At 37.0% G+C, this 25,964-nt stretch carries 39 protein-coding genes; 5 read left to right on the top strand and 34 right to left on the bottom strand.

Annotation, left to right across the window (positions count from 1 at the left end):
- Window positions 1-50 precede the first annotated feature (50 nt).
- From CYP64_RS01295 to rpsJ, 30 genes are all read right to left on the bottom strand, one after another.
- Entirely contained in the window at window positions 51-1,055 is a 1,005-nt protein-coding gene (locus CYP64_RS01295) for a hypothetical protein (RefSeq protein ID WP_103648377.1), read from the bottom strand.
- A gap of 282 nt (window positions 1,056-1,337) precedes the next feature.
- Window positions 1,338-1,694 (bottom strand): 50S ribosomal protein L17, encoded by a 357-nt coding sequence (gene rplQ / locus CYP64_RS01290; protein WP_002941584.1) that lies wholly within the window; start codon window positions 1,692-1,694, stop codon window positions 1,338-1,340.
- Window positions 1,695-1,705: 11 nt separating this feature from the next.
- Complete coding sequence (locus CYP64_RS01285; protein WP_084109888.1) at window positions 1,706-2,722, bottom strand: DNA-directed RNA polymerase subunit alpha; 1,017 nt, start codon at window positions 2,720-2,722, stop codon at window positions 1,706-1,708.
- Window positions 2,723-2,736: 14 nt separating this feature from the next.
- On the bottom strand, window positions 2,737-3,363 hold the full coding sequence (gene rpsD, locus CYP64_RS01280) for a 30S ribosomal protein S4 (RefSeq protein WP_054197275.1): 627 nt from the start codon (window positions 3,361-3,363) through the stop codon (window positions 2,737-2,739).
- Between the two features lie 25 nt (window positions 3,364-3,388).
- A complete protein-coding gene (rpsK, locus tag CYP64_RS01275) occupies window positions 3,389-3,781 on the bottom strand; it encodes a 30S ribosomal protein S11 (protein ID WP_021091081.1) in 393 nt (130 codons plus the stop codon).
- Between the two features lie 22 nt (window positions 3,782-3,803).
- Complete coding sequence (gene rpsM / locus CYP64_RS01270; protein ID WP_012140556.1) at window positions 3,804-4,172, bottom strand: 30S ribosomal protein S13; 369 nt, start codon at window positions 4,170-4,172, stop codon at window positions 3,804-3,806.
- A 3-nt stretch (window positions 4,173-4,175) separates the two neighbouring features.
- Window positions 4,176-4,289 (bottom strand): 50S ribosomal protein L36, encoded by a 114-nt coding sequence (gene rpmJ, locus CYP64_RS01265; protein WP_002941545.1) that lies wholly within the window; start codon window positions 4,287-4,289, stop codon window positions 4,176-4,178.
- Between the two features lie 189 nt (window positions 4,290-4,478).
- Complete coding sequence (infA, locus tag CYP64_RS01260) at window positions 4,479-4,697, bottom strand: translation initiation factor IF-1 (protein ID WP_002848031.1); 219 nt, start codon at window positions 4,695-4,697, stop codon at window positions 4,479-4,481.
- Between the two features lie 32 nt (window positions 4,698-4,729).
- Window positions 4,730-5,488: a type I methionyl aminopeptidase gene (map, locus tag CYP64_RS01255; protein ID WP_103648376.1), complete on the bottom strand. Its 759-nt coding sequence runs from the start codon at window positions 5,486-5,488 to the stop codon at window positions 4,730-4,732.
- 1 nt (window position 5,489) lies between these two features.
- Window positions 5,490-6,752, bottom strand: a complete 1,263-nt coding sequence (gene secY / locus CYP64_RS01250; RefSeq protein WP_103648375.1) for a preprotein translocase subunit SecY — start codon at window positions 6,750-6,752, stop codon at window positions 5,490-5,492.
- A complete protein-coding gene (gene rplO, locus CYP64_RS01245; RefSeq protein WP_021089212.1) occupies window positions 6,752-7,153 on the bottom strand; it encodes a 50S ribosomal protein L15 in 402 nt (133 codons plus the stop codon). Before rplO ends, secY begins: the two co-directional genes overlap by 1 nt.
- Before the next feature lie 15 nt (window positions 7,154-7,168).
- Window positions 7,169-7,612: a 30S ribosomal protein S5 gene (gene rpsE / locus CYP64_RS01240; protein ID WP_002941646.1), complete on the bottom strand. Its 444-nt coding sequence runs from the start codon at window positions 7,610-7,612 to the stop codon at window positions 7,169-7,171.
- A 15-nt stretch (window positions 7,613-7,627) separates the two neighbouring features.
- The gene (gene rplR, locus CYP64_RS01235; RefSeq protein WP_103648374.1) at window positions 7,628-7,984 is read right to left on the bottom strand and encodes a 50S ribosomal protein L18; all 357 of its coding nucleotides are present in this window, start codon (window positions 7,982-7,984) and stop codon (window positions 7,628-7,630) included.
- 10 nt (window positions 7,985-7,994) lie between these two features.
- Window positions 7,995-8,531 (bottom strand): 50S ribosomal protein L6, encoded by a 537-nt coding sequence (gene rplF, locus CYP64_RS01230; protein ID WP_103648373.1) that lies wholly within the window; start codon window positions 8,529-8,531, stop codon window positions 7,995-7,997.
- Between the two features lie 182 nt (window positions 8,532-8,713).
- Window positions 8,714-9,109: a 30S ribosomal protein S8 gene (gene rpsH, locus CYP64_RS01225; RefSeq protein ID WP_021091129.1), complete on the bottom strand. Its 396-nt coding sequence runs from the start codon at window positions 9,107-9,109 to the stop codon at window positions 8,714-8,716.
- Between the two features lie 9 nt (window positions 9,110-9,118).
- Entirely contained in the window at window positions 9,119-9,304 is a 186-nt protein-coding gene (locus tag CYP64_RS01220; protein ID WP_002941532.1) for a type Z 30S ribosomal protein S14, read from the bottom strand.
- A 1-nt stretch (window position 9,305) separates the two neighbouring features.
- Window positions 9,306-9,851 carry a 50S ribosomal protein L5 gene (gene rplE, locus CYP64_RS01215; RefSeq protein WP_002941643.1) on the bottom strand — a complete coding sequence of 182 codons (546 nt, stop codon included), beginning with the start codon at window positions 9,849-9,851 and terminating at the stop codon, window positions 9,306-9,308.
- Between the two features lie 5 nt (window positions 9,852-9,856).
- Complete coding sequence (rplX, locus tag CYP64_RS01210; protein ID WP_002941666.1) at window positions 9,857-10,093, bottom strand: 50S ribosomal protein L24; 237 nt, start codon at window positions 10,091-10,093, stop codon at window positions 9,857-9,859.
- Complete coding sequence (gene rplN / locus CYP64_RS01205) at window positions 10,093-10,461, bottom strand: 50S ribosomal protein L14 (RefSeq protein WP_021091075.1); 369 nt, start codon at window positions 10,459-10,461, stop codon at window positions 10,093-10,095. The genes rplX and rplN overlap by 1 nt, the downstream gene beginning before the upstream one ends.
- On the bottom strand, window positions 10,461-10,712 hold the full coding sequence (gene rpsQ, locus CYP64_RS01200) for a 30S ribosomal protein S17 (protein WP_021091107.1): 252 nt from the start codon (window positions 10,710-10,712) through the stop codon (window positions 10,461-10,463). The genes rplN and rpsQ overlap by 1 nt, the downstream gene beginning before the upstream one ends.
- Window position 10,713: 1 nt before the next feature.
- Window positions 10,714-10,908 (bottom strand): 50S ribosomal protein L29, encoded by a 195-nt coding sequence (gene rpmC, locus CYP64_RS01195; RefSeq protein ID WP_002941625.1) that lies wholly within the window; start codon window positions 10,906-10,908, stop codon window positions 10,714-10,716.
- Window positions 10,895-11,320 (bottom strand): 50S ribosomal protein L16, encoded by a 426-nt coding sequence (rplP, locus tag CYP64_RS01190; RefSeq protein ID WP_021091116.1) that lies wholly within the window; start codon window positions 11,318-11,320, stop codon window positions 10,895-10,897. The genes rpmC and rplP overlap by 14 nt, the downstream gene beginning before the upstream one ends.
- A gap of 2 nt (window positions 11,321-11,322) precedes the next feature.
- A complete protein-coding gene (gene rpsC / locus CYP64_RS01185; protein ID WP_002941650.1) occupies window positions 11,323-12,021 on the bottom strand; it encodes a 30S ribosomal protein S3 in 699 nt (232 codons plus the stop codon).
- A 1-nt stretch (window position 12,022) separates the two neighbouring features.
- The gene (rplV, locus tag CYP64_RS01180; RefSeq protein ID WP_009295259.1) at window positions 12,023-12,355 is read right to left on the bottom strand and encodes a 50S ribosomal protein L22; all 333 of its coding nucleotides are present in this window, start codon (window positions 12,353-12,355) and stop codon (window positions 12,023-12,025) included.
- Between the two features lie 11 nt (window positions 12,356-12,366).
- Window positions 12,367-12,648, bottom strand: a complete 282-nt coding sequence (gene rpsS / locus CYP64_RS01175; protein WP_002941639.1) for a 30S ribosomal protein S19 — start codon at window positions 12,646-12,648, stop codon at window positions 12,367-12,369.
- 2 nt (window positions 12,649-12,650) lie between these two features.
- A complete protein-coding gene (rplB, locus tag CYP64_RS01170; protein WP_002941522.1) occupies window positions 12,651-13,484 on the bottom strand; it encodes a 50S ribosomal protein L2 in 834 nt (277 codons plus the stop codon).
- Window position 13,485: 1 nt separating this feature from the next.
- Window positions 13,486-13,767, bottom strand: coding sequence for a 50S ribosomal protein L23 (locus tag CYP64_RS01165; RefSeq protein WP_103648372.1), 282 nt, complete (start codon window positions 13,765-13,767; stop codon window positions 13,486-13,488).
- 1 nt (window position 13,768) lies between these two features.
- Window positions 13,769-14,383, bottom strand: coding sequence for a 50S ribosomal protein L4 (gene rplD / locus CYP64_RS01160; protein WP_012140561.1), 615 nt, complete (start codon window positions 14,381-14,383; stop codon window positions 13,769-13,771).
- Window positions 14,380-14,958: a 50S ribosomal protein L3 gene (gene rplC, locus CYP64_RS01155; protein WP_087580426.1), complete on the bottom strand. Its 579-nt coding sequence runs from the start codon at window positions 14,956-14,958 to the stop codon at window positions 14,380-14,382. The genes rplD and rplC overlap by 4 nt, the downstream gene beginning before the upstream one ends.
- Window positions 14,959-14,978: 20 nt before the next feature.
- The gene (gene rpsJ, locus CYP64_RS01150) at window positions 14,979-15,287 is read right to left on the bottom strand and encodes a 30S ribosomal protein S10 (protein ID WP_009295257.1); all 309 of its coding nucleotides are present in this window, start codon (window positions 15,285-15,287) and stop codon (window positions 14,979-14,981) included.
- Between the two features lie 257 nt (window positions 15,288-15,544).
- Between rpsJ and CYP64_RS01145 the strand changes: the two genes are divergently transcribed.
- The 4 genes from CYP64_RS01145 (at window position 15,545) to CYP64_RS01130 (ending at window position 21,142) form a co-directional block, all read left to right on the top strand.
- On the top strand, window positions 15,545-18,601 hold the full coding sequence (locus tag CYP64_RS01145) for an Eco57I restriction-modification methylase domain-containing protein (RefSeq protein WP_103648371.1): 3,057 nt from the start codon (window positions 15,545-15,547) through the stop codon (window positions 18,599-18,601).
- A complete protein-coding gene (locus tag CYP64_RS01140; RefSeq protein WP_103648370.1) occupies window positions 18,564-19,658 on the top strand; it encodes an ATP-binding protein in 1,095 nt (364 codons plus the stop codon). Before CYP64_RS01145 ends, CYP64_RS01140 begins: the two co-directional genes overlap by 38 nt.
- A gap of 78 nt (window positions 19,659-19,736) precedes the next feature.
- On the top strand, window positions 19,737-20,591 hold the full coding sequence (locus CYP64_RS01135) for an S-adenosylmethionine tRNA ribosyltransferase (RefSeq protein WP_103648369.1): 855 nt from the start codon (window positions 19,737-19,739) through the stop codon (window positions 20,589-20,591).
- Window positions 20,591-21,142, top strand: a complete 552-nt coding sequence (locus CYP64_RS01130) for a ribonuclease HII (RefSeq protein WP_103648368.1) — start codon at window positions 20,591-20,593, stop codon at window positions 21,140-21,142. The genes CYP64_RS01135 and CYP64_RS01130 overlap by 1 nt, the downstream gene beginning before the upstream one ends.
- Window positions 21,143-21,187: 45 nt before the next feature.
- On the opposite strand, the gene tpx is transcribed toward CYP64_RS01130, so the two are convergent.
- From tpx to CYP64_RS01115, 3 genes are all read right to left on the bottom strand, one after another.
- Entirely contained in the window at window positions 21,188-21,712 is a 525-nt protein-coding gene (tpx, locus tag CYP64_RS01125; protein ID WP_103604561.1) for a thiol peroxidase, read from the bottom strand.
- A gap of 14 nt (window positions 21,713-21,726) precedes the next feature.
- Complete coding sequence (locus tag CYP64_RS01120) at window positions 21,727-22,869, bottom strand: trans-sulfuration enzyme family protein (protein ID WP_103648367.1); 1,143 nt, start codon at window positions 22,867-22,869, stop codon at window positions 21,727-21,729.
- A gap of 214 nt (window positions 22,870-23,083) precedes the next feature.
- Window positions 23,084-23,539 carry a DIP1984 family protein gene (locus CYP64_RS01115; protein ID WP_103648366.1) on the bottom strand — a complete coding sequence of 152 codons (456 nt, stop codon included), beginning with the start codon at window positions 23,537-23,539 and terminating at the stop codon, window positions 23,084-23,086.
- A 99-nt stretch (window positions 23,540-23,638) separates the two neighbouring features.
- Here CYP64_RS01115 and CYP64_RS01110 point away from each other — a divergent pair, with 99 nt between their 5' ends.
- Complete coding sequence (locus CYP64_RS01110) at window positions 23,639-24,805, top strand: MalY/PatB family protein (protein WP_103648365.1); 1,167 nt, start codon at window positions 23,639-23,641, stop codon at window positions 24,803-24,805.
- A 505-nt stretch (window positions 24,806-25,310) separates the two neighbouring features.
- On the opposite strand, the gene sodB is transcribed toward CYP64_RS01110, so the two are convergent.
- Window positions 25,311-25,928, bottom strand: coding sequence for a superoxide dismutase [Fe] (gene sodB / locus CYP64_RS01105; protein ID WP_103648364.1), 618 nt, complete (start codon window positions 25,926-25,928; stop codon window positions 25,311-25,313).
- Window positions 25,929-25,964 lie beyond the last annotated feature (36 nt).

Below are 25,964 nucleotides of genomic sequence, written 5' to 3'. Positions count from 1 at the left end.
CTTATGACTAAAATCATAAAAGATAGGCGGTACAAAAATATAAATTTAGCCTACACTTTTATATCTAGTTTATGTTTTTGCTCCACTTTTTCCATTAGTTTTAGTATATCAACTCCGTTTTTCTCAAGTTGCATTAGCTCCTTAAGATAGGCAAATTTCTCATCTTTGTTGATGTCGTAAGTAGCCAGTTTCTCGCTTCGTCCGATCACTGAAGCATAGACTTTGTTGCCATCAAGTTTGTCTGTATTTTGCACATTATAAAGCGAGAGCACGCCCTCTACCACCTCTTTAAAATCCGCCCCACTCTTCATGCCAGCTTTCATAAGCGTAAGAAATCTCTGTCTGCTCTCTTCATCAGTGAAATTTATATTTTGTAGAGTTTGATACTCGACTGGAGGCTTATTTGTACTAGTTAGCATGGAGATAGCCTTTTTGCCTATTGTGATACTCTCCACACCGACTCTTTCGCCAAGATACTGCCTAAGCGCATAATCAATCCACTTATCTTTAAACTCATCTATGCTTAGGTCTTTATCAAGTATCTCAAACCCTTCCACGTGGCTCTTGTGGCCAAGCCCAAGAAGTGTGTTACCATCAAGTTTTGATGTGTACTCTTTTGCAAAGAGATCGACATCTGTTGGATAATATCCTATGATCTCTTCGTGAGCTCTACCAAAGCCAAGTGCTTTTGTCTGGTTGATAAAATTTTTGAGATCGTTTATCTCATTTTTGCTGACTTGTTTGTCATATCCCATGAGCTTGCCCCAGATACTTATCTTGCCATTAGCAGCTATGCCTGAGAGCGAGAAATTACTAGCAAACGTTAGATTTTCGCTATTTTTTTGAAATTTTATCGTATTTGTTTCATTTAAATTTATTGGCTCACCTCTAGTATCAGTATAACTTTTTTGCTCATCAACCAAACTGCTAGATAAATCATTTAAAGAATTTTTGTCTATATTGGATTTAGTATTTTTAGTATCAAGCTCTTGCGCTCTACTACTTTGTGAGCCAACATAAAAATTTGTGCCAACTCCATTTACGCTACCTATCATCTCAAATCCTTTGAAATTTATTAGATGTCTAAAACGAATATCGTCTTTATAAAATAAAATTTTAGCATAGAGTTCAAAGGTAAGAATTTAAAATATATGATTATAGATTAGAAAATTTGCAACTTTTAACTATAAAAAATTTTATGATTTTTTGGTTAATAAATTTGATAGATAATTAAAGAAATTTATAGTTTGAGAAAGCTTTTGAAAAGAAGGATTTATTTTAAAAGTGGGAGATTTGATATAAAAAATTAAAAAAAGAGAGCCGAAGCTCTCTAATAATTACTCAGCTACTAGCTCTATATAAGCCATCTCTGCTGCGTCGCCTCTGCGAACACGAGTCTTGATGATTCTTGTATAGCCACCATTGCGCTCTTTAAATTTTGGAGCTACTTCAGTAACTAATTTATTTGTTGTTTCTTTATCTTGTAAAGAAGCAAATACTGCTCTGTGAGCGTTAGAGTCACCTTTTCTAGCTCTTGTGATTAGCTTTTCAACATAGCTTCTAAGCTCTTTTGCTTTTGGTAAAGTCGTCTCTATCTTTTCACTTTTGATGATAGCTATCGCCAAATTTTTAAGCAATGCAGATCTATGAGATGACGTTCTACCAAGTTTGCGATATCCGTGTTTATGTCTCATCTATTGTCCTTTTATTCTTTTACACTCATTTGTGCTTTAAGCTCGGTTATTTTCTTTCTTAGTTGCTCTTTGCCATCTTTTAATACATCGGCACCAACTGGATAGCCTATCTCTTCCATAACCGCTTTAATCTCTTCAAGAGATTTTTTACCTAAATTTTTAAGCTCTTTAAGCTCATTTTCGTCCATTAATGCAAGCTCGCCGATAAATCTAATATCAGCTTTGTCAAGGCAGTTGAAACTTCTAGCGCTTAAATTTAGATCTTCTACACTAGAAAGTAACTTTGAAAACTCGCCACCTGCAGTTGAGCTAGCAACTGGAGTACTAACATCAATATCTAAAATTCCTTTAAATACTGACATTTGTTGATACATAGCTTCTAAACAATTTTTAAAAGCCTCTATCGGACTAACTTGACCATCAGTTGTTATAGTAAATACAATCTTTTCATAGTCTGGATCATCCTCAACCAAGACATTTTGTATATCGTAAACTGCTTTTTTAACAGGTGTAAAGAAAGCATCAAGTGCGATATAGTCATCTTCGATCTCTTCTCTAATCTCTTCACTAGGCACATATCCGATACCTTTTTGAATGATAACTGAAAAATTTAACTCAGCATCTTCATTTATTGTAGCAAGGTATGCATCTGGGTTAACGATCTCAACCAGATCATTATTTAGATCAGCCCCGGTTATCTCTTTTGGTCCTTTAAAGCTATACTCTATAACTTCGCGCTCACTGGTGCTTTTTAATTTAAATCTGATCTTTTTCAAATTTATAATAAAAAAAGCTACGTCTTCTAGCATACCACGCATACTATCAAATTCATGGCTAACGCCTTTTATCTTTACACCAATAGGAGCAAAACCTACAGTACTTGTGTAAAGAAGACGACGCAATGGGTGAGCCAAAGTAACAGCATAACCCGCCTCAAAAGGATACGCTGTAATGTTAGCAACATTTTCACTAACACTTTTAACTTCAATTTCAGTTGGCATATAAGCTGATGTAGTAATCTTTCTCATCTTTATACCCTCTATTATTTTGAATAAAGCTCTACTATAAATCTTTCCTCAACAGGAATGATAACCTCTTCTCTTTCTGGATTTCTAGTGAAAATTCCAAATTTTTTCTCTTTTTCAACATCTACCCAAGCAACAATACCGGTTTGTGCTGTAAGATCTATTGCGCGAACAATTTGTGGATTGTTCTTAGATTTTTCAACAATCTCTACTTTTGCACCAGGTTCAACTCTGTAAGATGGTATATCTACTCTTTTGCCATTTACTAAAATATGTCCATGAGTTACTAGCTGACGAGCAAAACGACGAGTTGTTGCAAAGCCCATTCTATAAACAACATTATCCAGTCTTTGCTCTAATAGTTGAACCAAAAGAGCACCTGTATTGCCTTCTCGGCGTGCTGCTTCTTGGAATAATCTTCTAAATTGTTTCTCTGAAACACCATACATAAATTTAGCTTTTTGTTTTTCGCGAAGTTGCAAACCATATTCGCTTATTTTTGCTCTTCTTTGTCCATGTTGTCCTGGCGCATAAGGTCTTTTTTCAAAAGCACTTTTACCAGCAAGTCTTCTTTCGCCTTTTAACGCAAGAGACACACCAAGACGTCTTTCTAATTTTTCAACAGGTCCTGTATATCTAGCCATAATAATTTCTCCTATTTTTCTCTAATTATACGCGGCGGCGTTTTGGCGGTCTACAACCATTGTGTGGTAAAGGTGTAATGTCTTTAAAGAAAGATACTTTAATTCCTTCAACAGTTCCTACACTTTTAACAGCCGTTTCACGTCCGCTACCTGGACCTTGAACCTTAATACCAACTTCTTTTATGCCATGCTCTTTTGCTTTATTTAGAGCATCTTCAACTGCCTGTTGGGCTGCATAAGGAGTTGATTTTTTACTACCTTTAAAGCCTAAGCCACCTGCACTACTCCATGCAATAGCATTTCCCATTTCATCAGTTACAGTTACCATAGTGTTGTTAAATGTTGCACTAATATAAACGATACCTTTGGCTATGCTTTTTCTAACTACTTTTTTCTTAACAATTTTTCTTTTCGCCATTTATTATCCTTTAACCCTTGCCTTACTTAGTAGCCGCACCGACAGTTTTACGTCTGCCTTTTCTGGTTCTAGCATTAGTTTTAGTCTTTTGGCCACGAACAGGAAGACCTTTTCTGTGGCGAAGACCTCTATAACTTCCAAGATCCATAAGAGCTTTGATATCCATAGCAACTTGTTTTCTCAAATCACCCTCAACGACGTGGTGCTCTTGAATTTCTTTACGGATAGCTGCTGCTTCGTCTTCGCTAAGCTCATAAACTCTCTTGTCGTAAGAAATTCCAGCTGCGTCAAGAATTTGACGAGATTTATAAAGACCTATACCATAAATATAAGTCAAACCATACTCGATTCTCTTTTTGTTTGGTAAATCTACACCCGCAATACGTGCCATGCCTTATCCTTGTCTTTGTTTATGTTTTGGATTTTCGCAGATAACACGAATTATGCCACTACGTTTGACAATTTTACATTTGTCACACATCTTCTTTACAGAAGGACGAACTTTCATTTTAGTCTCCTAAAAATTTATTCCACTTTTTTAGGGGCTGCATCAGGTCTAAAGAAAGAATTTCAACCAACTATTTTCAAAATAAGTGGGGAACTTTGAAAATAATTCTTCATACAGCTTTTCGCAAAGCTTGGATTTTATCCAAAACCAGCTTTAAATTTACTTAGCATATTTGCCAAGAGGCTAAATTTACTTATATCTATAAGTGATCCTGCCCTTGTCTAGGCTATATGGCGTAAGTTCTACTTTTACGCGGTCGCCAGGCATTATCTTTATATAATGCATTCTCATTTTTCCGGCGATATGGCATAAAATTATATGTTTGTTGTCGAGCTCAACTTTAAAAGTTGCATTTGGCAGTGCTTCAACAACATTTCCATCAATCTCAATGACATCGTCTTTTGCCACAAATTCTCCTTTCTCTAAATTTTTACTCTATTTTATACTTGGCTTAAAATTTCGGCTTTACCATTAACTATCGCCATGCAATGCTCATAATGGCTAGTTCTCAAACCATCTTTTGAAGTTACTTTCCATTTGTCGCTTCCCAAAACCGGCGTGCCATCTTTTTGGCATATCATCGGCTCTATACAAAAAACCATTCCATCTTTTATCTTTGGTCCAGCTTTTGGGTTGTGTCCCTCAAGGTAGTTTGGAATTTCTGGCTCTTCGTGTGGCCTTTTACCTATGCCATGACCACAATATCCACGCAAAGGCACATAACCTCTACCTAGTATAAATTTCTCAAGCTCATAGCAAATTTCTTTAAAATGCATACCAGCTCTTATATAATCAATCGCAAAATATAGTGCATCTTTTGAGCAAGCGATCAAAGCTTCATCTTCTTTTGAAATTTTACCAACCCCAAAAGTCCTAGCCGAATCGCCAAAATAACCATCTAAATTTGAACCGATATCAACACTAACGATATCGCCCTCTTTTAGTTTGTATTCGTTTGGAATTCCATGGATCACTACTTCATTGACACTTATGCAAGCTGTATTTGGAAAGCCGTAAAGCCCCTTAAAGGCTGGTTTTGCCCCAGCAGCCCTTATCATATCTTCACAAATTTTATCTATTTCAAGAAGTGAAATTCCAGGTTTTATAATCGTAGAAACGTGATCAAGAGTTTGAGCGACGATCTTATTCGCCGCTCTCATTTTCTCTATCTCAGCTGGTCTTTTTAGCGTGATAGCCATTTTATAGACCTACTGCACTTAGAGTTTGGTATTTGTTTGTATAAGACTGAGCTTCTATGCGCCTCATAGTATCAAGAGCGACAGAAACCACGATAAGTACTGACGTGCCACCAAAATAAAATGGTACACCCATAGTCTTTACAAGTACCCAAGGTAATGTTGAAATGATACCCAAGTATAAAGCACCACCTAAAGTTAGTCTGCCAGCTACTTCGTTTAGATAGCTAGCTGTACTCTCTCCTGGTCTAACACCAGGGATAAATCCGCCTTGTTTCTTTAAATTTTCACTTATATCTTTTGTGTTAAAGACGATCGATGCGTAGAAAAACGCAAAAAAGATAATAAATAAAAATGTTAAAACGTTAAACATATAGCCATTTGGACTTAGAAAGTCGTTGATAGCTTGGATAACTGGATTTGTGCTAGCCTGCAAAATAGTACTTGGAAACATCAAAATCGCACTAGCAAATATCGGTGGGATAACACCACTTAAATTTACTTTAATCGGTATATAGTTCATTATACGTTTATTTTGATTTTCCATTATCACTTTTCTTGAGTAAGAAATAGGAATACGCCTTTCGCCCATCTCGACAAATATAATAGCACCAATAGTAGCTAAGATAATCACCAAAATAGCGATAACTGTTAGGAAATTCATCTCAGAAGTATTTACTAAATTTACAGTTCCACCGATCGCACTAGGTATACCAGAGACGATACCAGCAAAGATGATAAGACTTATGCCGTTGCCTATACCACGTTGTGTTATTTGCTCACCTATCCACATAAGTAGCATAGTTCCAGTTAGCATAGATACTGCAGAGATCGCGATAAATAAATTTATATCTATCATGATAGCTTGTTCGCCACCGCGTCCACTTAAACTTTGAAGTCCGATAGAAACACCGATTGATTGCACAAGAGTGATGACGATAGTTGCATAGCGTATAATTTGCATATATTTTTGCATACCGTCACGCTCTTTTTTCATCTGGCCTAATTTTGGAAATGTTGCTGCTAAAAGCTCCATAATGATCGAAGCTGTAATGTAAGGCATGATACCCAAAGAGATAATACTTAAACGCTCAGCAGCCTTACCACTAAACATATTAAATAAGCCCAAGGCATTGCTATTGTTTGAATTAAAAAATTCTTTAATTACGTCGACATTAACACCAGGAACTGGCACATAAGCCAGTATCCTGTATGCGAACAAAAATGCCAACGTGATTAAAATCTTGTTGGTCAGTGTTTTATCCATTATTTTGTTCCGCTAACGCTAACGTTCTCGTCTTTGATCTTAGAAGCAAGAGCTTTTGCACTTGCACCGATTAGTTTTATCTTAGTAACGCTCTTTGAAATTTTATGAACGCTAGCTATTGTTGCTATTGAAATTTCAGCAAGCTCTTTTATAGCTGCAATTTTCTCGACATTAATAACATAAGGTTTTTCAAATTTAGAAGTAAAACCTACTTTTGGAAGACGTCTTTGAAGTGGTTGCTGTCCGCCCTCAAAACCTCTTTTCTCATTGTAGCCTTTTCTTGCTCTTTGACCTTTATTACCTTTGCCAGCAGTTTTGCCATTGCCACTGCCTTGGCCACGACCTATTCTTTTGGTTGCATGAGTTGAACCTGCAGCAGGTGTTAATTTTTCTAATGCCATCTTAACTCCTTTCTCTTAGCTTTTTAGCAAACTAAGTGCTTTTATAGTAGCACGAACGACGTTTGCTGAGTTGTTTGAGCCAAGTGATTTAGTAAGGATATCCTTAATACCTGCAAGCTCGATAATAGGACGTGCACTACCACCAGCGATAACACCAGTACCCTCGCTAGCTGGGCGAAGTAGCATTCTACTTGCGTTATATTTTACCTCTACATCATGAGGGATAGTTGTGCCTTTGATCTTAACGTGGATAATATTTTTAAATGCGTCGTCAATCGCTTTTCTCATCGCATCTGGTACCTCTTTAGCTTTACCATAACCAAAGCCAACTAGACCATTTCTATTACCAACAACAACTAAAGCTGTAAATCTAAATCTACGACCACCTTTAACAACCTTTGTAACCCGACCGATATCGACAATTACTTCTTCAAATTCTTCTCTATTATATTTTTCCATCGATTTTCCTTTGGGTTATAGCTTGATGCCATTTTCTCTTAAAGCCTCAGCAAATGCTGCAATAACGCCATGGTACAAATAACCATTTCTATCAAAAACTACAACATCTATCTTCTTAGCTTTTAAAGCCTTAGCAAATTCTTTAGCTAAAGTGACCGCACCTTCTTTGTTTGCTTTTATACCTATCTTTCTACCATCCACTGCCACTAGTGTAGTAGCTGTAACGTCGTCAATTGCTTGAACATAAAGAGTTCTGTTTGATTTGAAAATAGAAACTCTTGGGCAAGTTGCAACACCAGAAATTTTACCTCTGATTCTTCTTTTTCTCTTAATTCTAAGAGCGATTTTTCTTTTTAGTACTTTTGCTGTCATTTACCGCTCCTTACTTCTTAGATGTCTTGCCCGCTTTGCGGATGATGCGTTCTTCTAGATATTTAACGCCTTTGCCTTTATATGGCTCAGGTGGTCTAAATCCTCTAACTTGAGCAGCCACTTGTCCTACTACTTGTTTGTCATCGCCTTTGATAGTAATAACGTTTTTCTCAACACTAGCTTCAACACCTGCTGGTAGCTCATAGTTGATAAGGTGTGAAAAACCAAGAGAAAGCTCTAAAATTTTACCTTTTGCAGCTGCTTTGTAACCAACGCCGTTGATCTCAAGCTGGCGAGTAAATCCCGCAGTGATACCAGTTACGATGTTGTTAGCAAGTGCTCTATATGTTCCCCAGTAAGCTCTACTTTGGCGATCTTCGCCTTTTGGAGCAAAAACTATATGACCATTTTCTACCTTGACATCAACATGACCTTTTGTGTCAAGCTCTTTTATATGATTGCCCTTTTTAAATTTTAGGACATTATTTTCAACGCTAACGTCTACACCACTTGGGATAGTGATAGGCTGTTTTCCAATACGTGACATTTTTTTCCTTTACTTGTCTAGGGTGTTCCTACATTTACGAATAAACACCACAATGCCGTAAATTTGATCGTCAAATTTGACGAAACCTTACTAAATTTAGCTTTGACAAAATCTAAAAATTTTACCTAGCTAAAAAATTTAACCTTAAAATCATAAGGTTAAATAGCGTTTAATGCAGTTTATTACCAAACCGTACAAAGAACCTCGCCGCCAACGCCAGCTTTACTTGCTTCAATACCACTCATAACGCCTTTGCTCGTGCTAACGATAACTGTTCCGTAACCATTTTTAAAACGCTTAATGTCGTCTTTGCCTTGATAAACACGACGACCAGGTTTTGAAACCCTTTTAAGCTCGTTTATAACGCTTCTGCCGTACTCATCATACTTTAAAACTACGTTTATAAATTTCTTGTTACCTTCTTCGATAACGTTGTAGCTCTCTACATAGCCTTTTGCTGCAAGGATAGAAAGAGTAGCCTCAACAACCTTAGAATGAAGCAATTTCGCAGTTTCAAGCTTTCTCATACTTGCATTTCTAATGCGTGTTAATCCATCTGATATTAAATCGTTCAACATTTCTCTTCCTTACCAACTTGCTTTTTTAAGACCAGGTATTAGGCCTTCGTTAGCCATTTTTCTTAGACAAACACGGCAAATTCCAAAATCTTTATAAACAGAGTGCGGACGACCGCAGATTTGGCATCTTGTATAGCCGCGAACCGCAAATTTTGGCTTGCGTGCAGCTTTTGCTATCATTGATTTCTTTGCCATTTTACTTTCCTTTTGCAAACGGCACACCAAATAGCTCTAGCAATTTGAATGCCTCTTTATCATTTTTAGCCGTAGTAGCAATCGTAATATTCATACCATGAGTTCGTAAAATTTTATCATACTCAACCTCTGGAAACATTAACTGCTCGCTAAGACCGAAGTTATAGTTTCCACGTCCGTCAAAACCATTTTTTGGAAGACCACGGAAGTCTTTAACTCTTGGAAGAGCAACGCTAATTAGCTTGTCTAAGAAAGCATACATTTGCTCTTTTCTCAAAGTTACTTTGATACCAACTGGAAAACCTTCGCGAACTTTAAAGCCAGCAACTGATTTTTTAGCATCAGTGATAACCGCTTTTTGTCCAGCGATAAGTGAAATGGTATCAGCCATATTTTGAAGCACTTTCTGATCTTTAGCAGAGTCTCCAGCACCTACACTGATCACGATTTTCTCTAGCGCAGGGATGAGCATTGGATTTTTGATGTCAAATTCTTTTACGAGAGCTGGCTTGATAGTTTCGTTAAATTTATCTTTTAATCTACTCATATCTCTTATCCTTCAACTTTCGCGACATTTGATATGTCAATTGGCATCTCTTTATTTACGTGACCACCATTTGGAGTTTTTTCGCTTGGTTTGATAGCTTTTTTAGCTATTTTGCATCCCTCAACTATAACCTGACCTTTTTTTGCAAGAACTGCTAAAATTTTACCAGTTTTGCCTTTATCGTCACCAGCGATGATCTTAACGGTATCGCCTTTTTTGACTTTAAATTTTACATTAGCCATTATAAAACCTCCGGAGCTAGCGAAACAATCTTCATAAAGTTAGCATATCTAACCTCACGTCCAACTGGTCCAAAAATACGAGTGCCGACTGGCTCTTTTTTGCTATCAAGTATAACAGCTGCGTTCTCGTCAAAGCGGATTAGCGAACCATTATCTCTTTGAACCTCTTTTTTAGTTCTTACGACAACAGCTTTTACAACCTGTCCTTTTTTGATCTTACCATTTGGAAGAGCTTTTTTAACAGAGCAAACTATGATATCGCCAAGTGTAGCGTATCTTCTTTTGCTGCCGCCAAGAACTTTTATACACATTAACTCTTTTGCACCACTATTATCAGCAACTGCAAGTCTTGTAAAACTTTGAATCATTACTCAACTCCCTTTGCCAATACAGCTTTTAAGCGAAAATTCTTGCGAGCTGAAAGTGGTCTGCACTCGATCGCAACAACTGTATCGCCTGCTCTTGTCTCATTTTTTTCATCATGAACTAAATACTTTTTAAAGCGTTTTACAAATTTATGGTATCTTGGGTGCATAACACGTCTTTCTACCAAAATAGTAGCTGTTTTATCTCCAGCTTTTTGTAAAACAACACCTTGAATTTCTCTTTTTAATGCCATTTTACGCCCCTTGTCTTGTTGCACTAATTGCAGTGTTGATCTGAGCTATCTCTTTACGAACAGCACTAATCTCATTAGGGTTGCTTAACTGCATAGTTTTTAGCTTTTGTCTTAAAGTAAATAAAAGCACCTTTTTCTCTTTTAGCAACGCGTTTAATTCTGCAACGCTCTTATCTTTTAACTCAGTATATTTCATTTTCACTCTCTCGCGTTACAAATTTTGATTTGAAAGGAAGTTTGTGTAGAGCCAAAGTTAGAGCTTCACGAGCCAACTCTTCGCTAACACCAGCCATTTCAAATATTATACGACCAGGTTTGATATTCATAACCCACTCTTCAACTCCAGCCTTACCTTTACCCATACGAGTTTGTAGAGGTTTTTTAGTAAGTGGCTTATCAGGGAAAACCCTAATCCAAATTTTAGCCTGTCTTTTTACGTGACGAGTTAGAGCTTGACGAGCAGCTTCTATTTGGCGAGAATTTATTCTACCAGCTTCAACAGCCTTAAGTGCAAATTCGCCAGTTGCTAAAGATGCTCCACGAGTCGCATAACCACGGTTGCGACCTTTCATTTGCTTACGAAATTTCGTTCTTTTAGGCATCAACATAATTATTTACCTCTTCTTGCTCTACGTGTTTTCTTAGGTGCCTCTTCTTCAGTTTTCTCAGGTTGAACACCTTTTTGAAGAACCTCACCTTTAAAAATCCATACTTTAATACCTATGTTTCCATAAGTCGTATGAGCCTCAGCTACACCGTAATCTATCTTTGCTCTAAGAGTATGAAGCGGAACGCGACCTTCTAGATACCACTCGGTTCTTGCCATCTCAGCACCACCTAAACGACCAGCAACTGAAATTTTGATGCCTTTAGCGCCTGATTTTTGAGCACCTTGGATAACTTTTTTCATAGCACGTCTAAATGCGACACGCTTTTCAAGTTGCATAGCTACGTTTTCAGCAGCAAGTTGAGCTGAAGCTTGAGCTTTTCTTTCTTCTTTGATATTTACATTTACTTCTTTACCGATAAGTTTGCTAACTTCGTTCTTTAGGTTTTCAACATCTTGACCTTTTTTGCCGATGATGATACCAGGACGAGCTGCAACTACGGTTACACGAAGTTTTTTAGCCGTTCTTTCGATTAGAATTTGGCTAATTCCTGCATAGTAAAGTTTTTTCTTTAAAAATGCACGAATTTTGTAATCTTCACCGATATTTTCAGGAAGACTTTGTTTGGTTGGAAACCATCTAGATTCCCAGTTGCGGTTAATTCCTAGTCTAAGACCTATTGGATTTACTTTTTGTCCCATATTATGCTTCCTTCTTTTCAGGTTTAGATACTTCTACCATTACATGAGAAGTAGGTTTGCGAATTTTGCTCGCCGTTCCTCTTGCTCTTGGTCTAAATCTCTTTAATACAGGACCAGCATCAACGCGGCAACTAGTTACTACAACTTCTTCTGGCTCAAATCCGCCATTTGCTACTGCTGAGCTAATAGCGTTTGCTATAAATTTAGCACCACGATTCGGCATAAATTGCAAGCTTGCAAGTGCTAGCTCGGCATTCATACCTTGAACTTCTCTTGCTATAAGTCTTGCTTTTGTAGGAGAAAGTCTTACGAATTTTATAATTGCTTTACTCATATCATCTCCCCTTACTTGCCGATTTTCTTTTGCACTGAGCCTTTATGACCCTTAAATGTGCGTGTTGGAGCAAATTCGCCAAGTTTATAGCCTATATGATTTTCTGTAACATATACAGGAATAAAGCTCTTGCCATTGTGAACGTTAAATGTTAATCCAATCATTTCAGGTACAATCGTGCTACGTCTTGACCAAGTCTTGATTGGTTTGTTATCGTTTGCATTTTTTGCGGCAATAACTTTTTTCATTACATGATCATCTACGAAAGGACCTTTTTTGAGTGATCTTGCCATCTCTATTTTCCTTTCCTTCTTGAAATTATAAGCTTATCGCTAGCTTTTTTACGGCGAGTCTTAGCACCTTTAGTTGGTTTACCCCATGGAGTAACTGGATGACGGCCTGAATTTTTCTTACCTTCACCACCGCCGTGTGGGTGATCAACTGGGTTCATAGCAGAACCACGTGTTTGTGGGCGGATACCGCGGTAGCGATTACGTCCAGCTTTACCTATAGTGATGTTAGCCCAGTCTTCGTTGCCTACTACACCGATACTTGCCATACACTCAGCTAGTACTTGTCTCATCTCGCCACTTGGCATTCTTAAGATAACATACTTCTCTTCTTTACCCATTAGCTGAGCATAACCACCGGCTGAACGAGCTATCTGAGCGCCTTTGCCAGGTTTTAGCTCTACGTTATGAACGATAGTACCAACTGGGATAAATCTTAATTTCATAGCGTTGCCTGGTTTAATATCTAGTGAGCCCTCATCGATAGATGCGATAACGTCGCCAACATTTAGGCCATTTGGTCTAATGATATAGCGCTTTTCACCATCTTTGTAAGCTATAAGAGCGATACGGCAGTTTCTGTTTGGATCGTACTCGATCGCTTCAACTTTACCTTCTATACCAAATTTACGACGTTTAAAGTCGATGATACGATAAAGTTTTTTTGCACCTGCTTCTTTATGCCTTGAAGTTATACGACCATTGTTGTTTCTACCGCCAGTTGCAGGTAGTTTAACAAGCAAGCTTCTAACGCTTGGTTTAGCTGTTATATCTTCAGAGCTTAGTCCAGTCATATATCTACGACTAGGTGTATATGGTTTATATGATTTTATAGCCATCTTACGCCTCCGTATTTTCTAGGCTTACGCCTTCAGGTAACTTAACGTAGAATTTCTTTATCTCGTCACGTTGGCCTGCTTTTCCTCTAAAACGCTTAACCTTGCCGCTAATTCTAAGTGAATTTACGCGAATAGGCGTTACTCCAAAATACTCTTGTAAAACCGCTTTTAAGCTGTTTTTTGTAACTCTTGGTGAAGTTTGGATAACAACAACGCCTTGTTCTTGAAGGCCTAGAGTTTTTTCTGTATAAATAATTGTTTTGATATCAGTTATATCCGCCATTTTAGCCCTCTTTTGTTATAGTTTTTAGTGCAGCTTTTTCAATGATAACCGAACTAAATGTAGAGACAAGATAAGCATTTACCTCATTTGCATCTACTACATAGCAGTTTGCTAAATTTCTAAAAGCAAGTAGTGTTTTATCGTCTAGTAAATCTTTAACGATAAGCGCATCTTTTACTTTTAAATTTTTGATGATATTAGCTGCATCTTTTGTCTTTCCAGACTCGATTGAGATGCTATCTACTGCGAAAATTTTACCATCTTGTGCTTTTACTGCCAAAGCGTACTCAAGAGCTAGTCTTTTTTGTTTTTTATTGACTTTTTGAAAATAGTTTTTCTCGTTTGTTGGACCAAATGCAACTGCACCGCCTACCCAAACGTTAGTTCTAGTTGAACCCGCTCTTGCACCACCACGTCCTTTTTGTCTCCATGGTTTTTTACCACCACCGCTTACAAAAGCACGGCTTTTAGTATGAGCCGAATTTGCTCTTATACCAGCAAGGTAAGATTTTACATAAAGATATAGGTTGTGCGGATTTACTTCAGCGTAGCTTGCAGGAAGCTCTAACTCGCCTGAATTTTCAAATTTATCGTTTAATACGTGAATTTTACTCATTTTACAATCCTTATTTTACCCATTGCACCATTGTGACCAGGAACGCAACCTTTTACAACTACGATGCCATTTTGAGCGTCAAAGCTTATTAGCTCGTTTTTAACAGTAACTTTTTCATTACCCATGTGTCCTGCCATTTTCATACCTGGTTGAACACGACCTGGCCATTCGCAGTTACCAATTGAACCGTGGCGTCTGTGGAAACGTGAGCCGTGGCTTTTTGGACCACCACCGAAACCATGTCTTTTTACCACACCTTGGTAGCCTCTACCTTTTGAGTTAAAGCTAACTTTTAAAATTTTAGCCTCATTTAATGGTGTAAAGTCTAGGTTTCCAGCTTCGCTATTAGCTACTTCAAGCGTAGCAAATTTGTTAAATTCTGCAGTCAGATTATATTTTTTTTGCTGACCAGCGATAGCTTTGTTGTTTGCTTTAGTGTGGGCATACGCTACGATAGCACGTTTGTTTTCGTCGATCTCACATACTTTAGCCTCAACTAGCTTAAGTAGTGTAACTGGCGTACTCTTCGTGGCAATCGTTCTACTCATGCCTATTTTTTCTACAATATATTCCATACTCTTATCCTTTTGTCCGCTTATTTCATCGCACGAACTTCGACATTAACTTCTGGAGCTAGGTCGAGTTTTGTTAGGCTATCTACAGTTTCTGGAGTAGCAGCTACGATGTCAAGCATACGAGCGTGTATTCTCATCTCAAACTGCTCACGTGAGTCTTTGTTGATGTGTGGAGATTTTAAGACTGTATAGCGTTTGATCTTTGTAGGCATTGGTACCGGGCCACGAACGTCGGCACCTGTTCGTTTGACAGCTTCTACGATTGCTGCAACAGTGCGGTCTAGAACTCTATGGTCGTAAGCTTTTAGCTTTAACCTGATTCTTTCCATGTGTTTTCCTTTAAAAAGAACTTGTCGCAAACTCGCGACCTCTTTACATCAAAATAACTCGCATAGGATCAAGCGATCGTACGAGCAAAGACGCTTGTCTTTTCGTAAAGAGAACGCGATTTTACAAAAAAGCTATTATAGTTGTCAAGAAAAACGCTATTTTTTGATGAATTTTGATTAATTATTTCCTTTTAATAAGGAAGATATAAAATTTAAAAAGATAAGATTCCAAGAAATTAAAATTTTAAAGAGAAAAGATGCCGATCTTTAATCCAAAATTCTTACTAACCCAAGATCAAGACGAGGAGAAGCTTAAAAAGCGTTATATAAATTTGCAAATGTATCAGGCAAAAGCTAGCGACATTAAGAACTTCAAAGAAGAGAAATTTCAAACACAGTTTCTAAAAGATATCTTTGAAAACTGCCTTGGCTACACTTTGGACACTACTAATCCTACAAATTTCAATCTTGAACGTGAGAAAAAGAACGAAACTGACGGTAAAAAGGCAGATGGGGCGATACTGATAAATGGCGAAGTTAGATGCGTGATCGAGCTAAAAGATCAGACTACACAGCATCTTGATAAAACTCCATCCAACCGCGAACTTAGCCCGGTAGATCAAGCTTTTCGCTATTTTATCTCACATGAAAATGCCAAATATGTCGTTGTTTCAAATTTTAATGAACTGCGCTTTTACATCGGCAATAAAACAACATTTGAAAAATTTGACCTTTTTACAGCAAGCTTTGACGAGTTTAAAAGGCTTCATTTGCTGCTTAGCTTTGAGAGCATTAGCATAGATCTGCCGCTAAAGCTAAAAGAGAAATTTGCCACTCACGAGCGTGAAATTTCAAACAAATTTTATAAAGACTTTAGCACTTTTAGACTTACTCTTTTCAAAAATATTTGCAAAAACAATGCTAGCATTGATAAAAATAGGCTTTTAAGCCTGACTCAAAAACTATGCGACAGGTTTGTCTTTATACTATTTGCTGAAGACCGCGGACTACTAAGACTTCGCACGATAGCCGAGATAAAAGATAAATTTCAAAACCAAGTTACCGAGCTAAGCTTTTATGACTTTTACAAAATTTACTTTAAAGCCATTGATGAAGGCAGTGAACGTCTTGATATCAAACGCTACAATGGCGGGCTTTTTGCCACAGATACTGAGCTTGATGCACTAAAGATAGACGATAGCGTGCTTGAAGCGCAGTTTTTAAGTGACTATGACTTTTTAAGCGACATCGGTGTAAATATCCTAGGACATATCTTTGAAAGCTCACTAAACGACCTTGAAGAGCTAAATGCACAAATAAATGGTAATGAATTTGATGCCAAGCAGAGCAAACGTAAAAAAGATGGCATATTTTATACGCCAGAGTTTATAACAGAATTTATAGTTGAAAATTCGCTTGGTGAGCTTTGTAAAGCCAAAAAAGATGAGCTAGGGCTTGATCTAAATGAGCTATTAGCACCAAAAAACCCAAAAAAATTAACCAAAGCAGAAAGTGAGATCAAAGATAAAATTTATGCTTACCGCGAATGGCTCTTGTCTCTTAAGATACTTGATCCAGCTTGTGGCTCTGGTGCATTTTTAAACCAAGCTTTAGAATTTCTAATTAGTGAGCATGGCGCATTAGACACTTACCGCAAAGTATATGAGGGCGAGGGCTTAGGACTTTACGATATAGAAAGCACTATTTTAGAAAATAACCTTTACGGCGTAGATATAAATGCCGATGCGGTCGAGATCGCTAGACTATCTCTTTGGCTCCGCACAGCTGCCAAGGGACGAGTTTTAACAGATCTTAGTAAAAATTTGATAGCAGCAAACTCGCTTTTAGAATTTCCTTTTAACTTTAAATTTGATGTCGTTATCGGCAATCCTCCCTATGTTAGACAAGAGGCGATAAAAGAGCAAAAGCCAGCCCTACAAAAATATAAAGTTTATAGTGGCACGGCTGATTTGTTTGTCTATTTTTATGAGCTTGGCATTACACATCTAAAAGAAAATGGACTTTTAGGTTTTATTTGTTCAAATAAATTTTTCCGCGCCAGCTATGGTGAAAATTTACGTAAATTTATATTAGAAAATACGCAAATAACACACATAATTGATTTTGCTGGGGTTAAAGTTTTTGAAGATGCGAGCGTAGATAGTGCGGTTACTATTTTTAGAAAAATAAGAGCTGGTGAAAATTCAAAATTTAATTTCCTAGCTTCAAATAGCATAAATTTAAAAATACAAAATTTTATCCAAATACCAAAATCCACACTAAACGAAACAAATTTCACTTTCCTTGATAAGAGCAAATTTGAGCTAAAAAGCAAGATCGAAAAAGTCGCAAAGCCATTAAAAGATTGGAATGTGACTATTTATCGTGGAATTTTAACTGGACTAAACGAAGCATTTATCATCGACGATAGCGCTCGTGATAAAATTTTAAATAACTGTACTGGAGAAGAAAGAGGGCGGACGCAAAAGCTCATTAGACCGATCTTACGAGGTCGAGATATAAAGCGTTATGACTATGAGTGGGCTGGGCTGTGGCTCATTTGCACATTTCCGGCGTTAAAGATAGATATTGAAAATTTTCCAAGTCTTAAGGGATATTTACAAAATTTCTTGCCTTATATAGCACAAAGTGGCGAAACTATAAATGGTAAAAAATGCCGTAAAAAAACATCAAATAAATGGTTTGAGGCGCAAGACAATATCGCTTATTATGAAGAATTCGAAAAAGAGAAAATTTTATGCGCCAGAATGGTGCAAAGCCCAAAATTTGCTTACGATGCAAATAATAATATTCCAGACAATACTGCATATTGCATAACTGGCGAAAATCTAAAATTTTTATTAGCCTTTTTAAATTCAACAGCTGTTTATAAAATTTTCAACTTTTTCTATGCTGGAGGCGGACTTGAAGGCGAAATAAAAATAAATCGCTTAGAAATTTTGCCTATCCCCCAAATAACGCCACAAAATGAAAATTTAGCAAACGAGATAATAAATTTGATTGATGAAATTTTAAAAGCCAATGAAAAAATCAAGCTTTACGAGAAGCACATGCCTACTTTAACTCTTTATGAAAAGCTAGAAGCTAAAGAAAATATCGACGCGCTAAATAACAAAATCAAGGCAAGTAACGAAAAAATAGACGAACTTGTTTTTGAGCTTTATGAGCTAACGAGCGACGAGATCGCACTTATAACGGGGGGGGGTTCTGAAGGTATAGCAAAAATTTACATATACATCTTACAAAGGGGAGAAAATGAACCAATTAGAGCTTTATTACAATCAGCCGCTTAAATCAAGTAAATTTATCCCCAGGAAATACGAAATCATCTCGCCAAAGACGCTTATAATAGGCGCCATTTCAAGTGGCAAAACAGCCCTTGTTTATGAGTTTTTGAGCCATTATAAAAGCGAGGAGAGACTTTATGTAAATTTAGACGATCTAAGGATAGACAGAGCCTTGCTTTTAGCAAATTTAAAAGAATTTTTAGAAAAAAATACCCAGATAAAGGTGATCGCAGTTGAAAATTTACAAGCTGCTGACCTTGCAAATTTAGACTTTTTAAAGGGCGCAACACTTGAAAATATCATCCTTACAAGCAATGAATTTTCACTCACGATTGACGGCTTTGCACGCATAAATTTAAACTATCTCGACTACGAGGAATTTATACTATTTTTTAAGAAAAATTTGGACCAAGACCTGCTTTTTAGCTACTTTTTGGCTCATGGCAATGAGATAGCAAGTGCTTTTTTAGACTCCAGCGAGGTCACAGCGCACTTGCAACAGCTCTTAAGAGCAAATTTAAGCGAGCAAAGCATTGCGATTTTAAAAGAATGTACTCCAAAATGCCACGATGTGCTTAGTACTTTTGGTATCTACAAAAACCTAAAAGAGCAGATGAAAATCTCAAAAGATAGTGTCTATAACGCAGTAACCAGCCTTAATGAAAATGGCTTTATAGAATTAGTACCAAATTTAGATGAGAGTAGCACGAGCAAAAAGCTCTACTTTACAAATTTTGCACTTCGTAACGCTTTATACCTAAAAAAGGACTTTTTGGCCGTCTTTGCAAATGTAGTTTTTTGCGAGTTGCTTAAATTTAAAGATGAAATTTACTACACAAAAGAGATTGATTTCTTCCTTAATAAAAGGAAGATCGCAATCATCTGTGTGCCGTTTTCTGCACCAGAGATCATCTTCTTGAAATTTAAAAAACTCCACGCAAGCTTAAAAGAGCTGGGTGTAAGCAAGCTTCAGATAATCAGCGTCGCAAACCAAGCTGAGCTTAGCTTTGAGGGCATAAAATGCGAAATTTTGCCATTTTCTAGGTGGAGTCTAGGTTTATAAATTTAAACCTTTATTTGATTATTGTTTTAAAAGCTTAAAGTAAAGAAGCTATAATCAACAAAACTATGAAGGACGGACATGAGAGCATTTATTGGGATTTTTATACTTATAGTAAGCCTATTTGGCTATGAGATAAATCACGAAAACTGGGCAAAATTTTATAAATTTATTGGTGAGGCGAATGGTATAAAATTTGAAGTGTATATGAACTATTTTAAAGATGAATTTGAAAATTTTAAGCAAAGTAAGAGCTTTAAAGTGCCAGCCAAGATAAGCGGGCATATCTTTTTTGATGGCACAAAATACGACTACAAAAAAGGTAATCTTGAGCAAAATAGCAGTGAAATTTCATCGCTAAATGCTGTATCTGATAAGATAAATTTAGACGTTAAAAATGAAAATGGCGAGCTAAAGGGCAAAATAATCGTTAAAAACAAAGCCTATAATGCGACTATTAAAAAAGAAAAAGAGTATGAAATGCTAAATATTGGCATCCAAATGATCGAAGCAAATGGCACGAGATACGAAGCTATAATTAACGATATATTTGCCAAAGAATCGGCTAAAAAAAATAAAAATAAATTACTCTCGACACTTTATGACCTAAAAAGCGAGCGTAAAAAATGGCCAAATAACCAATTTGAAAGCCTAGATAACATCTACTATATAAACGACAAAATAAAAAGTATCTGTACCTATAAAAATAACAAAACTAGCTGCGATGTCGTCTTGCTTAAAACCAACAAAAAGCTAAAGTTAAAGCAGATTTTTAAAGATATGAACGACCCTCATCTAAAAGCAATCCTTGCAACAGCAGGAGTTAGCGAAAATTTTGTACTTTCACCACTTGGGCTTACCTTTTTAAATGAGGAGCAAATTAGCGTGCCACTTGATGAGCTAAGACCTTACTTTAGCGATGAAATCGGACTTTAATGGCAAAAATTTGTGGCATAGATGAGGCTGGACGTGGGGCTTTAGCTGGGCCTTTAAGCGTAGCGGCCTGCGTGCTTAATAAAGAAATTTCAGGTCTAAACGACTCCAAAAAACTAACTGCAAAAAAGCGTGAGGAGCTTTTTAAAGAGATTATAAAAAGCTCAAATTTTCTCATCATCTACTTCTCAAATGCGCAAATAGACGAACTTGGGCTAAGTGAGTGCTTAAGACGAGCGCTCAAACTTTTTAAGGCGCATTTTGAGGGCTTTGAGATCATTTACGATGGAAATTTAGACTATGGCGTTGGTATCACAACGATGATAAAAGCTGACAGCAAAGTCGCTGGGGTAAGCGCTGCTAGTATATTAGCAAAGGTTAGTCGTGATAGTTTAATGAAAGGCTGGGATAAAATTTACTCAAAATATGGCTTTGCTGGACACAAAGGATACGGCACAAAAGCACATTTAGATGCTATTGCTAAGTTTGGCTATTCAAGCCTTCATAGAAAAAGCTTTGTAGTAAAGTCTTTTGAAAAATCTCTATTTGACTAAGATTAATTATCTAAGCATCAAATAGATGCTTAGATAACGTCCTTTTTAATGGCAGCCACAACCGCAACTACCACTACTTTTAATAGCATCAAATACAGCATCGTAGTTTGGCTCTTCTGTCACTTCAGGGACGATTTGTTTGTGAATTATTACGCCATCATTGATGACAAATACCGCTCTTGCAAGTAGTCCTTTTAGTGGGCCATCACTCATTAAAACGCCATAGTTTTTAGCAAATTCTCCGTATCTAAAGTCGCTTCCCACACGCAGGTTTGCTATGCCTTCAGTCGTGCAAAATCTCCCCATCGCAAATGGCAAATCATTTGAGATGATGCTTAGTTTTACACCATGTTTGCCAGCTACTTTTTCGTTAAATTTACGAGCCTCTGCTGCGCAAACGCCAGTATCAAGTGATGGTAAGCAAACAAGTACTTCTACGCCATTATTTCCGCCTACGCTAAACTCACTAAGATCTTGTGCTACGACTTTTGCTTCAGGCGCATAAGAGCCTACAAAAACCTCGTTTCCACTTAAATTTACCTCACTACCTTTAAATTTTGTAGTTGCCATATCTGTCTCCTTTATTATTTTTTTGCTTTTTTAAATGCTTGATCAAGATCTGCTATTAGATCATCAGCGTTTTCGATACCGATTGCTAAGCGAAGCAAGTTTTGCTTTATACCAATCTTATCTAGCACCTCTTTTGGAAATGCCTCATGTGTCATCGTCGCAGGCCTGCAAATAAGGCTTTCTACGCCACCAAGACTTACCGCTAGATCAAAAATTTCTAGCGATTTTACAAATTTATTTACATCATATTTTTCATCAAGCTCAAATGAGATAAGTGCACCAATGTCGCTTGCTTGAGCCGCTTGCATCTTTGCCTCTTGCTCGCTATATGAGCCGGCAAAATGCACCACGCTAACTGCGTCGTTTTTCTCTAAAAATTTGATGATTTTATGTGTATTTTGTGTTTGTCTATCAAACCTAACGCTAAGCGTTTTAAGACCACGTATTAGGTAGTAGGCATCCATCGGGCTGATGATGCCACCAAGAGTGTTTTTAGCAAATTTTATCTTCTCAGCCAAAGCATCGTCGTTTAGCGTGACGATACCAGCGATCACGTCAGCGTGTCCGCCGATATACTTTGTAGCGCTATAAACCACGATATCAGCTCCATGATCAAGTACTCTTTGATAATAAGGCGTTAAAAATGTGTTATCCACGATGACTAGAGCGCCTTTTTTGTGAGCGATCTTTGAAATTCTAGCGATATCTGTCACTCTTAAGAGAGGATTTGACGGAGTTTCGATAAATATCGCCGCCACATCGTCGCTTATGTCATCTTCGCTTAAAAAATTTAGATCGTCTATAAATTCGCTCTTTATGCCGTGGCTTTCAAAAACGGTCGTGACATATCTATAAGTGCCGCCATAGACGTTACTATTTAGTAGGACCTTTTGCCCAGTTTTTATAAGGCTAAGTGCCGCGGCTGTTGCTGCCATGCCTGAACCAAAGCTAAAAGCGTATTTGCTGCCTTCAACCTTTGCAAAAATTTCATCAAATGCTTTTTTTGTAGGGTTGTTGCCACGCGAATATGCAAATTCTTGAAAATTCTCAAGATCATCTTGCACAAATGTACTTGCTAAAAAAATAGGCGGAATGACAGCTTTATTTGGATTATTTTTAGCTTCGATGCCTTTTACGATCAATGTGTCAAGTTTCATAAATTTCCTTTTAAAAATTTGTGAAATCTTACATAATAAAGATTAATCTTCCCCAAACCCACCCAAAACGTAGCTAAATCAGTAAGTGGTAGTAACGTTTATTTTTAAGAATGCATTTTTTAAATTGCTGGGATAAATTTAAACTTTTGCTCTCCCCGCAAGCCTAATAAATTTTTCTTTTTACTCGCCTTTAGCTAAATTTTCACCATAAATTTTACTCTACAAGATCAACTTGCCAGTTTGCCTCTTGTAGCTTCATATCTAGCTCTCTGATCTCTTTTGATAGCTCGTCTATTTGCTTTTGGAGCGTGGCTACATCAACACTACTTAAAATTTTTATCTCACTATTTGAGTAAAGATCGACCTTTTGGCTTGCACTTTTGGCAAATTCCCTAAGCACGCTTGCTTTTTGGCTTAGTGTATCTTTTTTAGCGATCATTTCAGTTAGACTCACGCCTTCAAATTTTGCACTTGAGTTTGTTAAATTTATAGCCAAGATCAGCCTAAATAGCTCATCGCTTAGCCTATCAAGCTCTTTTAAAAGAAGCTTTGGATCTTCGCTAGGTCTTTCATTTTCTTGCATTTTTGCATTATCAAGCAACCTACCTTTTAGCTGCTCTAAACGTTTTTGTGTATCGGCTCTTAAAATGAGAGCCTGAGCTAATTTCATCATTTTTCCTTTTGAAATATTAAATTGAGAGAAAATTTCAAATTATATTAGTATCTTTTGGGTTATAATTGATTTAAAATTTTATTTTAAGGAAAAGCTATGAAGTACGATTTTGATACGCTTATTAGCAGAGATGGCACCAACTCATCGAAGTGGCGAATGAAAAATGATGTTTTGCCAATGTGGGTTGCTGATATGGATTTTAAGGCTGCACCCGAAATTTTAAATGCCCTACAAAAGCGTCTTGATAATGGCGTCTTTGGCTACTCATTTATCCCAAAAGAGTGGAACGAAGCGATTAAAGGCTGGTGGAAGAGGCGTCATGATGTTAGCTTTGAAAACGATTGGATGTGCTTTTGCACTGGTGTTATACCAGCGATTTCTACTGCGATTAGAAGATTTAGTAATCCAGGAGATCAAATTTTAGTTCAAGCTCCCGTCTATCACGTATTTTTTAACTGCATCAAAAACAATGGCCGTGAAATTTTATCAAATGACCTTATCTATAAAGATGGCTCTTATGAGATTGATTTTGAAGACCTTGAGGCAAAGCTAGCTCAACCACTAACAACTATGATGCTCCTTTGCAATCCTCACAATCCAATAGGAAAAATTTGGGACAAAGAGACGCTTAAAAAAATAGGCGAGCTTTGCTACAAACATGATGTTTTGGTTATCAGCGATGAGATCCACTGCGACATAACTGATCCTGGTCTAAGCTATGTTCCATTTATTAGCGTTAGTGAAGAGTGTAAAAATAACTCAATCACATGCATCTCACCTACAAAAGCTTTTAATATCGCAGGACTTCAAAGCTCAGCTATCGTCACACCAAATGAACAGATACGCGCCAGAATAAATGCGGCTGTAAATTATGATGAGATAGGTGAGGCAAACGCATTTGCAATAACTGCGACAATAGCGGCATTTAACGATAGTCAAACATGGCTTGATGAGCTTAGGGATTATCTTTTTGAAAACAAAAAAATCGTTATAAATTTCATAAAAGAGCAAAATTTGCCAGTAAAGCTTCTGCCTTCAAATGCAACTTATCTTTTATGGCTTGATTGTAGCGCGTTTTGCGAGGATTCAAGCGACTTTATGAATTTCTTGCGTGATGAAGCTGGACTTTGGCTAAATGATGGCAATGCTTACAGGGGAGATAGATTTTTCCTCCGTATGAATATCGCAACCCAAAGAGCCAGAGTGCTTGAAGGGCTAAAACGCTTACAAAATGGTATAAATTTATACACTTCAAAAAAATAAATTGAGTAAATTTGGCTGGGTGGCTTTTGAATTTTAAGCTACTCCTGCCTAATATTAATACAGCTCGGGGAATTTTTGAAGCAGTAAATATTGCCCCCACCACCATTTTTTAACATCAAATCAAGTTTTGCTAATAAATTTAAAGACAAGATGGCCTACGCTAGTTTTTGTTTAGTTGCTTTAAATTTAAGCATAAAACCGCTTAGCCATAATAGGGCAGATCGATAAAATGAGTAATTTGTACCTTTTTGAATTGGTAAAGATCGTGTTCATAGCTCATAAATTTAGCAGTGGATTTAAAATTTTCAACAAAGTAGAAATTTGAAGTTGAGATAGCTCACACTGGCTTTAAATTTAAGAGAAATTGTTTGCTAAAACAAAATTTTGAGCCATTTTTGAAGTTACACTTTCTTTTAAAACAAGGTAATTTTTTGCTAATAAATTTGTTGATTTTAAAAATTTAGATAATGCAGAAATTTAAAGGCGGGAAAAGCCCCGCCAGATATTATTTATGTAGTTCTTTTGTGTAAAACTCAACTGAGCCAAGGCCCTCTTTTAGTGCCCATTCGTAAGCTTTGCTTACAAATTCCCAGTTTATGTTCTCATAAAAAGTCTCTAGGTATTTTGGACGAGCGTTGAAGTTGTCGATGTAGTAAGCGTGCTCCCAAACATCAACGACTAAAAGTGGCACTTTGCCATCGCTCACTGGAGTTTTTGCGTTGCTAGTTTGCACGATCTCTAGCTTTTTGCTGCTTGGATCAAATACAAGCCACGCCCAGCCTGAGCCAAAAAGCGTTGTAGCTGCCTTTAAAAACTCCTCTTTAAAATTAGCAAAATTTGCTTCGATCGCAGCTTTTAGCTCGCTTGACATATCACTTTTTTTAGCGATGCAGTCCCAGTAAAAGTCGTGGTTGTAAACTTGAGCAACGTTGTTATAAAGCCCACCTTCGCTATTTGTTAGAATTTCATAAAAAGATGCGTTAGCAAATTTTGTATCTTTTATAAGATTGTTTAAATTTGCTACGTAAGTTGCATGATGCTTGCCGTAGTGGTATTCACAGGTTTTTGCGCTAACTACTGCATTGCTATTTGCATCAAATGGAAGTTTTCTAAGTTCAAACATAATAATTCCTTAATAATAAAATTTGTTGTTTCATAT

The sequence above is a fragment of the Campylobacter concisus genome (assembly GCF_002913945.1).
GTDB classification, from domain to species: domain Bacteria; phylum Campylobacterota; class Campylobacteria; order Campylobacterales; family Campylobacteraceae; genus Campylobacter_A; species Campylobacter_A concisus_P.
Note: the sequence above shows the minus strand (reverse complement) of the source record. Positions and strands in the feature narration are given on the sequence as shown.

Excerpts from the sequence above, each read along its gene's own strand:
- sodB (WP_103648364.1), bottom strand. The coding sequence starts at position 25,928 with ATGTTTGAACTTAGAAAACTTCCATTTGATGCAAATAGCAATGCAGTA.
- rplP (WP_021091116.1), bottom strand. The coding sequence starts at position 11,320 with ATGTTGATGCCTAAAAGAACGAAATTTCGTAAGCAAATGAAAGGTCGC.
- rplC (WP_087580426.1), bottom strand. The coding sequence starts at position 14,958 with ATGGAATATATTGTAGAAAAAATAGGCATGAGTAGAACGATTGCCACG.
- rplO (WP_021089212.1), bottom strand. The coding sequence starts at position 7,153 with ATGGCATTAGAAAAATTAACACCTGCTGCAGGTTCAACTCATGCAACC.
- secY (WP_103648375.1), bottom strand. The coding sequence starts at position 6,752 with ATGGATAAAACACTGACCAACAAGATTTTAATCACGTTGGCATTTTTG.
- rpsD (WP_054197275.1), bottom strand. The coding sequence starts at position 3,363 with ATGGCTAGATATACAGGACCTGTTGAAAAATTAGAAAGACGTCTTGGT.
- rpsK (WP_021091081.1), bottom strand. The coding sequence starts at position 3,781 with ATGGCGAAAAGAAAAATTGTTAAGAAAAAAGTAGTTAGAAAAAGCATA.
- rplR (WP_103648374.1), bottom strand. The coding sequence starts at position 7,984 with ATGACAGCAAAAGTACTAAAAAGAAAAATCGCTCTTAGAATTAAGAGA.
- CYP64_RS01165 (WP_103648372.1), bottom strand. The coding sequence starts at position 13,767 with ATGGCGGATATAACTGATATCAAAACAATTATTTATACAGAAAAAACT.
- rplB (WP_002941522.1), bottom strand. The coding sequence starts at position 13,484 with ATGGCTATAAAATCATATAAACCATATACACCTAGTCGTAGATATATG.
- rpsC (WP_002941650.1), bottom strand. The coding sequence starts at position 12,021 with ATGGGACAAAAAGTAAATCCAATAGGTCTTAGACTAGGAATTAACCGC.
- CYP64_RS01115 (WP_103648366.1), bottom strand. The coding sequence starts at position 23,539 with ATGAAATTAGCTCAGGCTCTCATTTTAAGAGCCGATACACAAAAACGT.
- rpsM (WP_012140556.1), bottom strand. The coding sequence starts at position 4,172 with ATGGCACGTATTGCGGGTGTAGATTTACCAAACAAAAAGAGAATCGAG.
- tpx (WP_103604561.1), bottom strand. The coding sequence starts at position 21,712 with ATGGCAACTACAAAATTTAAAGGTAGTGAGGTAAATTTAAGTGGAAAC.
- rpsJ (WP_009295257.1), bottom strand. The coding sequence starts at position 15,287 with ATGGAAAGAATCAGGTTAAAGCTAAAAGCTTACGACCATAGAGTTCTA.
- rplD (WP_012140561.1), bottom strand. The coding sequence starts at position 14,383 with ATGAGTAAAATTCACGTATTAAACGATAAATTTGAAAATTCAGGCGAG.
- rplQ (WP_002941584.1), bottom strand. The coding sequence starts at position 1,694 with ATGAGACATAAACACGGATATCGCAAACTTGGTAGAACGTCATCTCAT.
- rplE (WP_002941643.1), bottom strand. The coding sequence starts at position 9,851 with ATGAGTAGATTAAAAGATAAATTTAACGAAACTATCAAGCCAGCTCTC.
- rpmC (WP_002941625.1), bottom strand. The coding sequence starts at position 10,908 with ATGAAATATACTGAGTTAAAAGATAAGAGCGTTGCAGAATTAAACGCG.
- rpsQ (WP_021091107.1), bottom strand. The coding sequence starts at position 10,712 with ATGGCATTAAAAAGAGAAATTCAAGGTGTTGTTTTACAAAAAGCTGGA.
- CYP64_RS01295 (WP_103648377.1), bottom strand. The coding sequence starts at position 1,055 with ATGATAGGTAGCGTAAATGGAGTTGGCACAAATTTTTATGTTGGCTCA.
- rpsE (WP_002941646.1), bottom strand. The coding sequence starts at position 7,612 with ATGGAAAAATATAATAGAGAAGAATTTGAAGAAGTAATTGTCGATATC.
- rplV (WP_009295259.1), bottom strand. The coding sequence starts at position 12,355 with ATGAGTAAAGCAATTATAAAATTCGTAAGACTTTCTCCTACAAAAGCA.
- rplN (WP_021091075.1), bottom strand. The coding sequence starts at position 10,461 with ATGATTCAAAGTTTTACAAGACTTGCAGTTGCTGATAATAGTGGTGCA.
- rpmJ (WP_002941545.1), bottom strand. The coding sequence starts at position 4,289 with ATGAAAGTTCGTCCTTCTGTAAAGAAGATGTGTGACAAATGTAAAATT.
- CYP64_RS01145 (WP_103648371.1), top strand. The coding sequence starts at position 15,545 with ATGCCGATCTTTAATCCAAAATTCTTACTAACCCAAGATCAAGACGAG.
- map (WP_103648376.1), bottom strand. The coding sequence starts at position 5,488 with ATGGCTATCACGCTAAAAAGACCAGCTGAGATAGAGAAAATGAGAGCG.
- CYP64_RS01285 (WP_084109888.1), bottom strand. The coding sequence starts at position 2,722 with ATGAGAAAGATTACTACATCAGCTTATATGCCAACTGAAATTGAAGTT.
- rplF (WP_103648373.1), bottom strand. The coding sequence starts at position 8,531 with ATGTCACGTATTGGAAAACAGCCTATCACTATCCCAAGTGGTGTAGAC.
- CYP64_RS01130 (WP_103648368.1), top strand. The coding sequence starts at position 20,591 with ATGGCAAAAATTTGTGGCATAGATGAGGCTGGACGTGGGGCTTTAGCT.
- rpsS (WP_002941639.1), bottom strand. The coding sequence starts at position 12,648 with ATGGCAAGATCACTCAAAAAAGGTCCTTTCGTAGATGATCATGTAATG.
- CYP64_RS01110 (WP_103648365.1), top strand. The coding sequence starts at position 23,639 with ATGAAGTACGATTTTGATACGCTTATTAGCAGAGATGGCACCAACTCA.
- rpsH (WP_021091129.1), bottom strand. The coding sequence starts at position 9,109 with ATGTTGAACGATTTAATATCAGATGGATTAACACGCATTAGAAATGCA.
- CYP64_RS01220 (WP_002941532.1), bottom strand. The coding sequence starts at position 9,304 with ATGGCAAAGAAATCAATGATAGCAAAAGCTGCACGCAAGCCAAAATTT.
- rplX (WP_002941666.1), bottom strand. The coding sequence starts at position 10,093 with ATGGCTAATGTAAAATTTAAAGTCAAAAAAGGCGATACCGTTAAGATC.
- CYP64_RS01135 (WP_103648369.1), top strand. The coding sequence starts at position 19,737 with ATGAGAGCATTTATTGGGATTTTTATACTTATAGTAAGCCTATTTGGC.
- CYP64_RS01120 (WP_103648367.1), bottom strand. The coding sequence starts at position 22,869 with ATGAAACTTGACACATTGATCGTAAAAGGCATCGAAGCTAAAAATAAT.
- CYP64_RS01140 (WP_103648370.1), top strand. The coding sequence starts at position 18,564 with ATGAACCAATTAGAGCTTTATTACAATCAGCCGCTTAAATCAAGTAAA.